This is a genomic window from Pseudomonas sp. GW821-FHT02H09, from assembly GCF_059421425.1.
This window is the reverse complement of sequence record NZ_JBWKVA010000019.1, coordinates 90,531-102,661: the sequence shown is the minus strand read 5'-3', so window position 1 is coordinate 102,661 and position 12,131 is coordinate 90,531. Positions and strand designations below refer to the sequence as shown.

The following is a 12,131-nucleotide window of genomic DNA, read 5'->3' as shown; positions in this document are numbered from 1 at the left end:
TAGTCAGCTAAATGCCGGGGAGCGTGACGCCTTGTTTCGCTGGCTGGGCCTTTATGCGGGCCTGCTCTTCCGGCCAAGTGAGGTTGTCCTTGAGCATCCCGCGGCGCTGGATCTCGCTGAATAACGTCTCGTCAGAGATGATGCCGGCGACATTCATTTCCAGAAGCAGATCAGCAGATGCCTCGGCAAGGGACGCGGCACCGAAGTCGTTGTAGATGACCAGGTGGCCGCCTTCCTTCTCGCCGATCCATTCCGCCATTAGCTGCATGGCCTGATCGAGCGAGTCTTCGACGTCCTGAGCGATCCGCTGCAGCGCACACATGCCCGGCTCATTGTCCGAGAGCGTCTGCGCTATGGTGATCTTGCCCGGCTTGATGACGAGCAGCTCAGCGCCTACCTGACGCATGCGATCCTCGATGTCGAGGATCGACAGGCGCCCGGCGTCAATCGCTTTGCCGGTGTGCTCGACATAGCTAAGGGTCGCGCCGATCTTGTCGGTGGTCACGGCAGTTGCCGCACCAACGGTTAGGTCATCGTCTTCGCTGAAGCCGCAGCCGAACAGGATCGGCACCCGAGCTACGTGAAGGATCGTCTGCTGGTCCGACTTCGACTGCCAGTGCTCGACGTTCATGAACGCCAGTTCGCGCAGTGGCGGCATGGCTTGCATGAAGCCGAGGCGCTTGCCATAGACCGGCACAAATGGAATCTTTTTGAGGCTGGATAAGCCCTTGTCGTGCAGAAGCCACTCAGGCTCGCCGGTCGTTTCGTTCTTCTTCTCGCGGTAGGTTTCCCAGCGGCCAGGGTAGAGAACGCGAACCTGCTCGATGACCTCTTCCTCGAATGGCCCGATTTTCTCGGTCACCGACTCCAGGAATCGCAATAGGGTAAACGTCTCGACGCCATTGATGCGCTGAGAGTCGTAGTCCAGCAGGCTTTCTGCGCAGATCTGGACGAAATATGGTCGAACGCCCGCTCTTACCTCGTCAGCCTTGGTCTTCAATCCCTTGGCCTGCGGAAAGTCGACGAGAACGCCACAGATCCCGTAGGCCATAGCCTCTTCCATGATGCTTGCGGCGAACGAGTGCATGTTCCTGCCTTGCAGGTCGATGTTTTCGCAGTATTCGAGGATCGTTGGTGGCGTATCTTTGCCGTAAGTGATCGGGCGCGAGAACGGCTTGCCGCAGAGGACGTCAATCGTGCGGGCAAAGGCCGGGAACAGAGTCGCGGTGCCAAGCCGAGCTTTGTAGAAACCCTCATCCTCGTTCGGCCATTGCGGGAGATAGGCTTTCGCTGCCTCCCTCATCTTCCCGGTGCCCCCTAATAGGGCCTTGATCATGGGCCAGCACTCCGCCATCGCTTCGATTTTGGCGGAGCGTTTGCGGACGCTATTGCTCATGGCTTATTCCAGTTATCCGGAGAATGGGCGAACGGTGGTTTTGCGCTTGCGGCGCCCTTTGGCTACGGCGAAATAGCGGAATCCATCCGATCCGTGAGAGGACCAGTCATGGAGCGGCTTGTCTTTCCAGCAGCCGCGCTTGTCGTCCCACTCTTTGCGGTAGTTTTCCAGGCAGGCAATGCCCTGTTCGCACTTGGATTCGTCGAATACGCAGAGAGGTAGGATCTCGCGAGCTTGGTCGATGCCGTCATCGACACCGATCTTCGGCACAACCTCAAAGCGGATGCTGTATTTCTGCCCGTCGATCTCATAGCCCTCGCGGGCCAGCTCGCGGCGGGTCTTGCCGTCGCTGCCGAACTCGCGGTTATCGATGTCGTGCGGCCCCCAGTGCTCGGCGTAGGTGTAACCCTTGTCCTTGAGCACCTTCATGTAATGCCGCAGCCCTTCGCCCGAGTTCTCGTAGTAGTCGATGACGTGATATTCCTCACCGACCATCCGAACGAACCAGATAGCCGTGGAGTCGCCGACGCCGATGTCCCAGAAGGTTTCGACAGGCAGATGACTGTTGTTCGGTAGCACGCCGATGCGCTGATGGGCGTAGAGCTTGGCGAACTGCTTGGCGTAGTACGCGCCCTCGATCGACTGCTGGAAGGCCTCGGCCGGAATCGACGGGTATTCCCGCTTCATGTCGTCGCCGAGCGACTTTTCCTTGGCCGCGTACCAGGCCGCCTGAGCAGCGCTAATCGTTATCCCGTGCTTCGCCTTCAGATCGCCGAAATAATCCAGCAGGCGCTGCGGGATGGCGGCGAGCGGCTCAATTGCGTACTGGGCGTTCTTCCACCAGGAGAAAAAGAAGAATTTCCAATCGAGCTGACCGAGCGGAGCCCCTGAAGAGGCCTGCTTTTCTGCTGCTTGGCTGTAATCGAAGAAGTATCCCGCCCTACCCTCGGCCGTCGACTCGATGGTAACGAAGCAGTCGGTGGCCACAGCCTCAAAAGCGCCAGTGACGATCTCCCGCGCCTTGTGCGGAAACTTGGCGCAGATCTTCCCGAACTCGGACACGTGCAGATAGCGCAGCGTGCCGCCCCGGAACGACGTGGAAACGTAGAGCGAGCCGCCCTTGCTGAACACCAGCTCCCCGGCAGCATCGTTGCTTGCAGGGTTGGCCGCTTTGATCTCGGCCGGCAGATTGTCGTAGGCGTATTTGACCTTCTCCCGAAACAGGCGTTTGGCATCGTTCAGGGTGTGAGCAATCAACGCGCACTTGGCCGACTCGAACAGCGCGGCGTCCAGCTGAATGATGCATTGCTCGGTCGTGAAGCCGAGTTGCCGAGCCTTGAGAATGATGTTCCGGGTATGCAGGCCTTCGAAGTACTCGAGCTGCTCGTCCGTCATCCGGAAGCGGACCTTCTTGCCCTGCTTGTCCGTGATGAAGTACAGGTTGTTCAGGCGCCATCTCTTGTCCCGGAGCAACTTCAGATGCTCGGGCTTCATATCAGGCTTCCTTCGATAGATCGTCCATCAGGCTTGCAAGGTCGGAAACTGTCTTGTCGCCTGTTTCGGTGTCGAGGTTGTAGGCCTGGCGCTCGCCCTTGATGACTTTGAGCTGAGCATCGACGCCGGCGTTCAAGGATCGGGCGAAGTCGCCGTGGTTGTCGGCGGTCACGTCCATGTCTGACAGGGCGTTGCTGAGCTTGTCGGCAATGCCGCGCCATTGAGCCAGGCCGGTGCGATGCGCCAGGATGACAGCAGCAGCCTGATCGGATGCTTCGTCGATTATCTGTTCATCGGTTCGCGGCTCGGACTGCGAACCATTGGCGCGAACCTCGGTGCGAACCACCTTCGCTTTCGCTGCGGCGCGAACCTGATCTGTCAGGTCTCTACTCCACCCAAGCTTCTTGGCCTGCTTTCGAATGGCGGTGTCGCTAATACCGTATTGCTCGGCTATTGCGCGAACTGAAAGCAAGCCCGCCCGGTACAGGCTATGAATTGCCTCCCAGTCGGGTTGCTTTGCTGCCATGTTGAATTCCTTCTACTGCTCGACCTTGACGGCGAGCATTCTGATCTTGCCGCCAGTGCAGCTATCGCGCTTCATGGCCATTTCTACGGCTTGATAGGCGGTTGCGCCCATGTCCATGGCGGTGAGTGCGTGGCTTGAACCGCTGCCAATGGCGTAGGACTTGTCGGCGAGGATGATGCTCTTCCAGACTCCGGTGTCGTCATCATGGCCGATATACCAGACCTGCCCGGCCTCTATAGCCATGGCGCTTGCATTGATGTCCGTTGCCGGCTCACCGAAGTAGGCGCCCGTGAGCTTCGCGTAATCGGAGGTGTGCCCGGAAATCACGAACTGAACACCCTCACGCTCCACGCATTTTTCGTAGTCGTCATAGGAGATCTGCGTGCCGCAGGTGATCCGGGAGTCATAGGCGATCACGCCGTCTTTGTAGGCAATGGTCGTCATTCAGCTCACCATGATCTGAGTCTGCTTCAGTGCGTGGCCGTACAGCTCGGCGACAATGAAGCCTTGAGGCAGTCCAGCAGCCTGAGCATCCGCTACCGCTTGAATAATGGCCCTATCCAAGGCTTCCAGCGCCTTGCTCACTTCTGCGCTGATAGGCATGGCGTGACGGATGCGTGTGACGTTGGTCATACCTATCTCCAATGTCGCGACACAATTTGTTGATTCGCGAAACGTGTCGCGGAATACGAGATAAAAAACAAACCGGAACATATTTCGTATAAATGCGCGAAATATGGCTTTACATAGGAACAATGGTCCACTATATTCACTCCATGCCGCCCACAAAGGGAAGGCGAACCCGGAGTAACGAACATGATCACCAACACCAAACAGGTCTGGATTGCTGGCAACACCGTCAAAGTAGGCTTCATGTCCCTGACCGTTGTTGCCGCGATCGCTACTCCGGGCGACTTCAAGCCTGACGCCTACATCGTTGCAAGCAAGACTCAGGTCTATCTGTTCGTTCCGCACAACGGCCTGGAAAAAATCACCGCCGAAGAAGCTCGCCGCCTGGTAGCTGAAAGCCAAGAGCACGCAGCTCGCTTTGCACGCAAAGCAATTGCTCGCGCAACCACCGAATCCACCGTGTCAGCTCTGATCGCGGAACTGGCTGCCTAATATCGAGAAGACATGATCCCGAATGCAGAGAACTACAACGGCGACACCGAATACGCTCAGCAGCTGATTGAGCGTATCGGCAAGTCTCAGACTTGGATCGCCAAGCGTCTCGGTGTGTCCGATAGGCGCGTGCGCTACATCATCAAGGGCTCGCGCATCGTCAATGGGGTCGATACGGACGTCCGCATGACCTACACCGAGCAGTTCACGCTTGAGTGCCTTGCCGCAGCCGTTGAGAGCGCTGCCGATCTCAGCTCTTAGAGCGCCTTCTTCGCCAAGGCTACAGCCTCATCGAAGAACACAGGCAGTTCATGGCCCAGCGCGCCCAGGATCGTCTTGAGCTTGTCGAAGACCACCTCAGAGATGACGCCAGCAATTGGCCCCGCCTCGGCTTGAATGACTTGCTCTGCGATTGCCGGTAGATCCAGAGCGGCAGGCGCTGGCTGTGCGGCGGCAGGCGCAGCAAACAGATTCGCGTGCAGGCCGTCTGCAGTCAGCTCAGGCGCAGCCGCTTCAGGCTGGGTCAGTTGGCCGTTGCTGTCGTATTGGTCAGGCATGGTCTTTTCCTCGGTGAAGTGTTTCGCAATCCATGCGAGGAGTGATTTAAAGAGGTTCATTGCACGGGGTCGTCAGGTTTGGCCTGAGACAGAACCCGCACTACGGCAACGCCGATACCCAACCCCATGTTGATGGCGGCGTAGTTCAGCGGGTTTACGGAGCCTTGGAACACGGTCCAGCCAATGGCGCCAGCGTTCAGGACTGATCCGGCCAATGCCAGACGAACAGACCAGAGTTTGTGCCAGCTGCCTGCGCTATCGATCAACTTCATAGCTTGTCTACCTTGCGTTCTGCGAAACGCTTACCAAGTTGACGAACCTGGTCGACGCCGAGGATGCCAACGAATCCAGCAGCGAAGAATGACCAGCCGATACTGAAGCCGAATTCCTTTACCGTCAGGCCTACGACCATCACCATCAGCGCACCGAGAGTTGCCTCGATCAGCTTGCGGACGGTGCTCGTCTCTTTGCCTTCGTATTGAACGCGCAGAAAGATCAGCAGGAATGTCAGCGCCATTGCGAGGCCGTTGTCCCTGAGCGCAGCCAGGACTAACGCCCAGAAGGAAGGGTCTTTTTCGGGCATGGGTTTCAATCCAATGTCCTCCCTTCTGGGAGTTGGGAATAAAAGGACCGCCAGAGTGAGCGGTCAAAGCGCAGCGAGGAGCAGCACGGGAAATTGAGGGCCTTATTCGGCCAGCGTGAAGTCGACGTAATAGTCTTTGCCAGGCTCGAGCTTGTCGGCCACGGACTTGACGATCTTGGCCTTGTATTCAGCTACCGGGGTGAACTTTCCGTAAATAGCGTTCTCACCCGGCGGATCGCCTGGGAGTGCGCAGACGGCGCCGAAGCGAACGTCGCACAGAGGGTCATCCCTATCGGAACCGGCGTAGCGTACATGGGTAACTTCGTGGCAGCGGAGCTTGCATCGCATAGTGTTGGACATGATGTTTCCTCGGGGTTGTGAGCAGGAGGGCCTATCAGTCTTTCGCCTGCGGAAATGAAAAAGCCCCGCACGATGGCGAGGCTCTTAAAGGTGTTTGCGCCAGTGGTAAGTTGCGCAGTGTGGTAAAAGTACCGTCATTCTCCATTCATGTCAACGAATTATGCCGCACTTTCTTCTTTTTCCGCGTGAATCACCTGCCAAACAGGCGACTGAGCCTCAATATCCACTTCTGCGATGATTGTTCTCAGGGATGTCCAAAGTTCGCGCCAGTCGCGGTTCCAGTTGTTTGGATCAACAGTCAGCTTGTAGAACTCCTTGATCTCGGCCGCTACCCGCGCCGGCCCCCATTGAGGCCCTCCATGGATTTCAGACTTGTACGACTGCAGCGCGATCGTGACAAGGTAGAGCGCCCTCACCCGCTTGCCCGGCGTCAGTTCGAGCGCTTCGGTTTTGGCCGTGATGAGCTTCTCGGCGTTCAGGACGTGACGCATGTTCATCATGGGGTGGTAGAGGTAGTGACCAAACTGCTGAACCTGGTATGGCAATGTATCGATGGCGCGCAAGATCTTGCCGGTCAGCGCGAGGTGAGCTGCCCTTGCAGTTGAGCGACCAATCGGAGTGCGACGAGTTTCGGAGATACTGATCTTCTGGCGAACAATCTGAATGCGCTCCTCCTTGTACTCGTCGCCCAGGGCGGCAAACACCACCTCATGCATCGCGGCGCGTCTGCGCTTGATCTTCGTGGCCGATTCCGCTTTCTCGGCTGCTACTGCGCTGATTGAGGTGTTCGACTCATGCTGTGCGTCAGTCCAGGCCTGACGTGCTCCGATAAGCTTCATGCGGCTTCCCCCTTCAATTCTCTGGTCATTGCCCGGTACTTGGCTTTGATGGTCTTCAAATCTTCGATGGTGTAGCGCTGGGCCTCATGAGGGCCTTCCAACCACTCAACCCGGTCGGCGCCGATCCGCTTCACCAGTTCGATGCGGTAATTCACGATGTCGCCGGACTTGTGGTTATTGCAGGGGGCACATTGGCGCCACACGTTGAGCGGTTCGAACCGAAGCTCTGGATTCGCTCCTACGGTGCGATAGTGGCCGGCGTGCCACTGGCCTTCATGGAAGCGACCGCAGCTCACGCACGGCAGCGCAGCGTCTCTCAGGCGGACCCATTCGTTGAACGCCTGCTGCGCTTCCTTCACGTACTCGCCACGCGGTTTGATCCGCTCTTTGGCTGCACGAATTTCCTTGCGGCCGACATCGGCAAGAGCCTTGCGCGCCTTCTCCTGGTTCTTCGGAGCGTCAAGAATTGCACAGGCCGGGCTACAAACTGCCTGACCCAGACGCGAAGGGACGAATGAGGCCCTGCACTCCGCGACACGGCATTTCTTCGGGCGAGGTTGTTTGGCAGGTAGGCTCATGCCGCCCTCCTCTCGCCGTAGATGGCGTACATCAGGTCGTCCGGGTGAGGCAGGAGAAGCTGTAGGTGTTCGGCGCAATAGGCGTCCAGCAGTTCCAGATAGGCCGTCATCTGCACGATGGTGAAGCTGCGAGTCTTGGCCCGGCCGACCTTGTACCGAGTGCCGTCCGGCAGCTCGACCGGATGAACCTCGGCAGGCCATAGCTTGGCGACCAGGATCTCGTGCCACTCTTCTGAGCTGGCGAGCTGGCCGAAGGATTCGCGCAGATGAGTCTGGATCAGGCCATTCCACATCCACAGCAGCTTGTTCTGTGCATCACTGCGCTTGCTGCGGATCTCGACGATGGTCAGCTTGCGTGGCTTGGCCAGGTCTAGGGCTGTGAGGTAGCCAATCAGTCGGATGCGGTCGGATTCGTTGCGGAGCATGAGGTCAGCCACAAGTCACCGCCTGGGCCATGCCAATCAATGTCGCACTGAGAATTAAAGCCAGAATTACCGTCAGGACGGGGTGCTCACTCATGAATTCATAGAAGCTCATGCCTGCTCTCCCTTGCTCAATGCGCGCATCTCTTCAAGCGCAGGCCAGTGATACCCAACCTGCTTGCCGATGACCTTCTCCATGGATTCGTTCCAGTCGTCGATGCCTTGCACCATCTGACGACCCACCGCTCTCAGTGCCTCAATCTCGGCCAGCTGCAGGATCTCGCGCTCGGTTGAGCGTGCAACCTCGGCCTTGAGCTGGTCGCGCTGACGGATGTGCGCTTGACGCTCTTCGACCAAGGCCTTTTTGGTGGCGCGCAATAGCTCGTTCTCGGCGATCAGGGCCAGCACGGCAGCAGGGTTGGCGGCAGCGATGAATTCTGCGTTCGCGCACTGAGTTGCTTCGTGCTTCGGGTCGCGCTCAAGCTCATCCTTTCGGATCGCCCTAAACATTGTGAAAAGCCCATAGCCAAAGGCGATAAAAATAGGCGCGAAAAGAATCCAGCCATTGATGACCCAGGCCTTTCGCCAAGCCATAGTCCCGATGGTTGCTCCCTCATATATCCAGGGGCCGATCCAGATGGTATTCAGCGGCCCCCAGAGAATGGTGGTGAATAGGCAAAGCGCTATCGCGGTGATAACGCATCGAATTCCCGCGCGGTCGGTGTGATCTTTCATGCTGAAACCCTCTTCTTGCCAAATTTCGCCATTAGCAGCTCGCGCGCCGATGCGCCGTCTGCCGGGATTCCCTGCTGAGCAATTCGCGCCCGGGCTTGCTGATCAGCCAATTCGTCAGCGAGTTCGAGCTCGGTCTTCTGGCTGTCATGCCCAATGCCGGTTAGGATCTTGCCGTCGAGTGGCTGGCCGGACTGGGCGCGGCGTAGAACGATTTCGTAGTTGCGTTCGAAGCGTGCACGCATCGCCTTGTCATCCTGCTTGGCCGATCGCAGGTCGAAAATTCCGGTAGCGTTGGCGGCGATTCGCACTGCTTCGTGGCTGGCAGTACCCATGAGAGCCTCCATCCATGCGTCAGCGGCTGCTGGCATGCCGTAAGCCTCTGGTCCAGGCGTGCACCACTGGATGAACTGGCCGATGCTTGGCGCGAACGGCGAGCCGCTCTTGCGGCATTGCTTGATCCCGAACTCGACTTGGTTGATGTCGCAGATACCGGCGTCGATGAAGCCCTTGGTCCAACTGCGCTGCGCCGAACCGAGCGCCTTTTCGTCTGGCCAAGCGGTTTTCCATGCCGGGAAAATAGCCTTGAGCTGGCGGAAAATCTTCTCGACCACTTCAGCGGTCTGGCTGTCGACATTGCCCAGCTGGACAGGTGCCGGGGCAGATCCTTGTCCGGTGCGTATCGCCTTTGCAGCGGCGGGCGTGACCGACTTGACGATTCTCATAGCTCGTCGCTCAAGTCATTGCGCCATGCGGTGCTGTAGAAATCTGGGCCGGCAGAAGCGGCAGACGGAGCACGGCCAGCTTGAGCGAGTCGATTAGCGATCCAGTCGGCCTTGAACCCCTGCCAGCCAGCGGACAGGGCCTCGGTCATCGCGTCCTTAGCGAGGATCCCCAGCTCGGCGCACTTGGTCAGTTCGGCGTTCAGGGCATCCCACACGGTCAGGCTGACGGCGGCGCGCTTGGTCTTGCGCAGGGCCAGCCAATCGACAAGCAGCTGGTCAGGGATCTGGTGCGGGTTGTCAGCGAGCATCTGAACCTTTCCGAAAACCGAGTCGGCAGCTGGCTTGGTTTTGCGGGGGGTGCGATTGGATTTCTCAAGGGAGGCATTACTCTCTTTCGTAGAAAGAGGTAATAGGGTTTCTTTCTTAGCATAAAGAAGGGAGTCGTCTGTTTTGGTCTGTCTCGTGATGCTTACGACTCGGTCCATATGGTCCGAGTCAGACCGGTTGATCCGACTCGGACATTCGACATAGACCCACTCCTTCGGGTCGCACAGACCGATATCGCCACGCGAACCACCCTCACGGAATATCACGCGGCGCTTCAGTAGGTGGCTGATGGCCTTGGAGACGACGTCAGGGTGCAGGTTAGTGGATTTGGATACCTCGGTAGCCTTGATGCGAACAGGGCCAGCCTGGAAGTTGATAGTGGCCTTGGCGATGAACAGGGCAACCTTCAGCTCGCGGCCTGGCAGATCGATGACCATTAAGGCATCCATCAGGCTGTTTTCCATTCGGGTGAACCCCCGAGTATTGATTGCGATGATGTTGTCGGTTGTCATTGGGTGACCTCCGGCAAATTGGTGCGCGACACGTTTTCAGATTTCGCAAAACGTGTCGCGGCACTTGAAGGGGTATTGCTTTGAATGCTCTGGTGCATGTAGGATCACCTCATCACGTTGTCGAATCAGCCGGGCTCTTACCCCGGCTTTTTCATGTCTGCGATTTGTCATCGCGGTTAAGGTCGGAACCACCTGCTACGCTGGGAAGCTCTCATCCAACCCAGCGAACCAGGAGGTTCCGATGTCTTTCAAAATCAGCCCTGAGCAATTTGCGCACGATGTAGTTATGGCGCTCATCGCCTCGGGCAGAACAAACTCAAGCAATGTCACGGCTTCAGGGATTCTGTTCGATCTAAACCATCTCGAAACGAGTGTTGGTGCGGTGGTGCAGCTGGAAAAAATCATTGCAGACATGTATCGAGATACTCCCGAATCAACAGGCGCAATAAAGCTCACTGGCGACCCGCTGAACCCGCTCCAATAAGCCTGTAAAACTCATCAAACCCAGATCTCACGGCGCGCGCGCAATTGATGGCATCCTCGCTTGAGGGCGCTCCGTGAGACCCCGAGACAAGCTTCACGAGCATCTCGCTTAAGGTTTTTGCTTCATTAGTGGCCTGGATAGCAGGCAGCTGTGCCTGCGCCATTCTTTCGAGAATTGCGCCCACTTCGATCTGTGCGTCAGATTTGCTCATGTCTTTCTCCGCATATTTGGTTGTGTCTGCTCAGCCCCTAATTAGGTGCCAGCACCTGCTGCAATGACCCTTATTAGGGGCCACACTGTTACGTCTCAGGGAAAATCGAAACCACGTTTCCTGCCTGTGCCTCTTGCGCACAGTGAGCGGCGAGATGGCGCTGCAAGGCTGCTTTATCCGCTGCAAGGCGAGCAGCACTGCGCCGCTCGACGGCGCGCTCTGCCCCCTGCAGGATTTGGTCGGTGAGCTGATCCGCGCCGATACCAACCTCGTCAGCCCACCGTTCAAACGCGTCTTTCTCGCCCTGTGCTACTTCTGGTATTGCAGGCACTTGCGCTCCCTCCATGGCCTGATCAGGCACTGAATTTTTTATCGCCGAACAGCGACAGTTGCTCATGCTTCAGCTTGAGCGCGAGCGCTTGGCGCACGAGGTCATGAATCAGTTCGCGAGGCTGCATGTTCAGCTTGCGAGCCAGCTCACGCAGCGCAGGGAAGTTGTCCAGTTCCCCGCCTTCAAGCTCCTGGTCGTCCACCAAGGGGAAGTACCCATGCGCCTGCTTGAACTGCAAAGCCGCGAGGGTCAGTTCGCGGACCAACGCCCCTGGCTGTGTCGCCCGATCCGTCGCCTCTGCTTTGAGGTCGGCATAGGCGTCGTCATTCAGGCGCGACTTGAGCTGATGGGTGTTGCGGTGCTCTTTTTTGTCGTAGGCCATCAGGTCAGTCCTCTTCCAACTGATCAACGTGCTGTACGTGCTCCATCCAGCGCTTGGCTTGATGGAAAATCGCTTCGATGTCGCGCTGGTTGAAGCACCGCATTTCGCCAGGAACGATCTTCAGATCGAGCACCGCCAAAATCTGAGCGAACTGCTCAAACTTCTCGGGCTTCATTCGACTGATCGTTGCCTCGTCGCAACCCACTGCAAGCGCGACAGGTGCATTGCCGATCGATGCAAGCTTCTGCATGAGAACCGCATAGTTCTTGCGGGCTCTTACGGTCTGCTCTTGGCTTAATAGGGACGTCGACATGATCAGGCCGCCATCGCAGCCCAAGGAAACGCCGGACATAGGTCCGCCCGCTTCACTTGGCCTTTGGTCAAAGTCTCGATTTGTAGCGCTCTCTCTGCAGGGACAGGCCGATCGCCAGAGCACCACTGACTAACAGTGGGCGAGCGAACAGCCAGGCGTCTGGCCAGCTCAGCCTGACTCCCAAGCAAGCGAGACGCTTCTCGCACCGCTTCTGCTGGTTTCATGGGGTCTCTCCCT

General features: G+C 57.8%; 23 protein-coding genes. 4 read left to right on the top strand and 19 right to left on the bottom strand.

Features of this window, described 5'->3' with window-relative positions:
* Positions 1–7: 7 nt before the first annotated feature.
* The 5 genes from AC07VR_RS23415 to AC07VR_RS23395 are packed head-to-tail and all read right to left on the bottom strand — an operon-like array spanning position 8 to position 4,049.
* Positions 8–1,396 (bottom strand): DUF4055 domain-containing protein, encoded by a 1,389-nt coding sequence (locus tag AC07VR_RS23415; RefSeq protein WP_495012712.1) that lies wholly within the window; start codon positions 1,394–1,396, stop codon positions 8–10.
* A gap of 12 nt (positions 1,397–1,408) precedes the next feature.
* Complete coding sequence (locus AC07VR_RS23410) at positions 1,409–2,890, bottom strand: terminase (protein ID WP_495012711.1); 1,482 nt, start codon at positions 2,888–2,890, stop codon at positions 1,409–1,411.
* A 1-nt stretch (position 2,891) separates the two neighbouring features.
* Positions 2,892–3,416 carry a hypothetical protein gene (locus tag AC07VR_RS23405; RefSeq protein ID WP_495012710.1) on the bottom strand — a complete coding sequence of 175 codons (525 nt, stop codon included), beginning with the start codon at positions 3,414–3,416 and terminating at the stop codon, positions 2,892–2,894.
* Positions 3,417–3,428: 12 nt separating this feature from the next.
* A complete protein-coding gene (locus AC07VR_RS23400; RefSeq protein WP_495012709.1) occupies positions 3,429–3,860 on the bottom strand; it encodes a proteasome subunit beta in 432 nt (143 codons plus the stop codon).
* Positions 3,861–4,049, bottom strand: coding sequence for a hypothetical protein (locus AC07VR_RS23395; RefSeq protein ID WP_495012708.1), 189 nt, complete (start codon positions 4,047–4,049; stop codon positions 3,861–3,863).
* Positions 4,050–4,232: 183 nt separating this feature from the next.
* On the opposite strand from AC07VR_RS23395, the gene AC07VR_RS23390 reads away from it, so the two are divergent.
* Together AC07VR_RS23390 and AC07VR_RS23385 are read left to right on the top strand one after the other, a co-directional pair.
* Positions 4,233–4,538: a hypothetical protein gene (locus AC07VR_RS23390; protein WP_495012707.1), complete on the top strand. Its 306-nt coding sequence runs from the start codon at positions 4,233–4,235 to the stop codon at positions 4,536–4,538.
* A 12-nt stretch (positions 4,539–4,550) separates the two neighbouring features.
* Positions 4,551–4,799 (top strand): hypothetical protein, encoded by a 249-nt coding sequence (locus AC07VR_RS23385; RefSeq protein WP_495012706.1) that lies wholly within the window; start codon positions 4,551–4,553, stop codon positions 4,797–4,799.
* Here the strand turns inward: AC07VR_RS23385 and AC07VR_RS23380 are convergent.
* The 10 genes from AC07VR_RS23380 to AC07VR_RS23335 form a co-directional block, all read right to left on the bottom strand.
* Entirely contained in the window at positions 4,796–5,095 is a 300-nt protein-coding gene (locus AC07VR_RS23380) for a hypothetical protein (RefSeq protein WP_495012705.1), read from the bottom strand. The two genes, AC07VR_RS23385 and AC07VR_RS23380, sit on opposite strands and share 4 nt — an antisense overlap.
* Positions 5,096–5,151: 56 nt before the next feature.
* Complete coding sequence (locus tag AC07VR_RS23375) at positions 5,152–5,367, bottom strand: DUF7940 domain-containing protein (RefSeq protein WP_495012704.1); 216 nt, start codon at positions 5,365–5,367, stop codon at positions 5,152–5,154.
* Positions 5,364–5,678, bottom strand: coding sequence for a phage holin, lambda family (locus tag AC07VR_RS23370; protein ID WP_495012703.1), 315 nt, complete (start codon positions 5,676–5,678; stop codon positions 5,364–5,366). Before AC07VR_RS23370 ends, AC07VR_RS23375 begins: the two co-directional genes overlap by 4 nt.
* Before the next feature lie 102 nt (positions 5,679–5,780).
* Positions 5,781–6,038 (bottom strand): hypothetical protein, encoded by a 258-nt coding sequence (locus AC07VR_RS23365; protein ID WP_495012702.1) that lies wholly within the window; start codon positions 6,036–6,038, stop codon positions 5,781–5,783.
* Between the two features lie 158 nt (positions 6,039–6,196).
* Entirely contained in the window at positions 6,197–6,877 is a 681-nt protein-coding gene (locus AC07VR_RS23360) for a bacteriophage antitermination protein Q (protein ID WP_495012701.1), read from the bottom strand.
* Positions 6,874–7,455, bottom strand: coding sequence for a recombination protein NinG (locus tag AC07VR_RS23355; RefSeq protein ID WP_495012700.1), 582 nt, complete (start codon positions 7,453–7,455; stop codon positions 6,874–6,876). The genes AC07VR_RS23360 and AC07VR_RS23355 overlap by 4 nt, the downstream gene beginning before the upstream one ends.
* Positions 7,452–7,892 (bottom strand): recombination protein NinB, encoded by a 441-nt coding sequence (locus AC07VR_RS23350; protein WP_495012699.1) that lies wholly within the window; start codon positions 7,890–7,892, stop codon positions 7,452–7,454. Before AC07VR_RS23350 ends, AC07VR_RS23355 begins: the two co-directional genes overlap by 4 nt.
* Before the next feature lie 96 nt (positions 7,893–7,988).
* Entirely contained in the window at positions 7,989–8,612 is a 624-nt protein-coding gene (locus AC07VR_RS23345; protein WP_495012698.1) for a hypothetical protein, read from the bottom strand.
* A complete protein-coding gene (locus tag AC07VR_RS23340; RefSeq protein ID WP_495012697.1) occupies positions 8,609–9,334 on the bottom strand; it encodes a replication protein P in 726 nt (241 codons plus the stop codon). The genes AC07VR_RS23345 and AC07VR_RS23340 overlap by 4 nt, the downstream gene beginning before the upstream one ends.
* Positions 9,331–10,173, bottom strand: a complete 843-nt coding sequence (locus AC07VR_RS23335) for a replication protein (protein ID WP_495012696.1) — start codon at positions 10,171–10,173, stop codon at positions 9,331–9,333. Before AC07VR_RS23335 ends, AC07VR_RS23340 begins: the two co-directional genes overlap by 4 nt.
* A gap of 241 nt (positions 10,174–10,414) precedes the next feature.
* Between AC07VR_RS23335 and AC07VR_RS23330 the strand changes: the two genes are divergently transcribed.
* Positions 10,415–10,657 carry a hypothetical protein gene (locus tag AC07VR_RS23330; protein WP_495012695.1) on the top strand — a complete coding sequence of 81 codons (243 nt, stop codon included), beginning with the start codon at positions 10,415–10,417 and terminating at the stop codon, positions 10,655–10,657.
* On the opposite strand, the gene AC07VR_RS23325 is transcribed toward AC07VR_RS23330, so the two are convergent.
* Positions 10,626–10,868: a hypothetical protein gene (locus tag AC07VR_RS23325; RefSeq protein ID WP_495012694.1), complete on the bottom strand. Its 243-nt coding sequence runs from the start codon at positions 10,866–10,868 to the stop codon at positions 10,626–10,628. The two genes, AC07VR_RS23330 and AC07VR_RS23325, sit on opposite strands and share 32 nt — an antisense overlap.
* Before the next feature lie 154 nt (positions 10,869–11,022).
* Between AC07VR_RS23325 and AC07VR_RS23320 the strand changes: the two genes are divergently transcribed.
* Positions 11,023–11,232: a hypothetical protein gene (locus AC07VR_RS23320; protein ID WP_495012693.1), complete on the top strand. Its 210-nt coding sequence runs from the start codon at positions 11,023–11,025 to the stop codon at positions 11,230–11,232.
* On the opposite strand, the gene AC07VR_RS23315 is transcribed toward AC07VR_RS23320, so the two are convergent.
* The 3 genes from AC07VR_RS23315 to AC07VR_RS23305 are packed head-to-tail and all read right to left on the bottom strand — an operon-like array spanning position 11,222 to position 12,118.
* A complete protein-coding gene (locus tag AC07VR_RS23315; protein ID WP_495012692.1) occupies positions 11,222–11,581 on the bottom strand; it encodes a hypothetical protein in 360 nt (119 codons plus the stop codon). The two genes, AC07VR_RS23320 and AC07VR_RS23315, sit on opposite strands and share 11 nt — an antisense overlap.
* 4 nt (positions 11,582–11,585) lie before the next feature.
* Positions 11,586–11,933, bottom strand: a complete 348-nt coding sequence (locus AC07VR_RS23310) for a CII family transcriptional regulator (protein ID WP_495012691.1) — start codon at positions 11,931–11,933, stop codon at positions 11,586–11,588.
* Positions 11,897–12,118: a transcriptional regulator gene (locus tag AC07VR_RS23305; RefSeq protein ID WP_495012690.1), complete on the bottom strand. Its 222-nt coding sequence runs from the start codon at positions 12,116–12,118 to the stop codon at positions 11,897–11,899. The genes AC07VR_RS23310 and AC07VR_RS23305 overlap by 37 nt, the downstream gene beginning before the upstream one ends.
* Between the last annotated feature and the right edge of the window lie 13 nt (positions 12,119–12,131).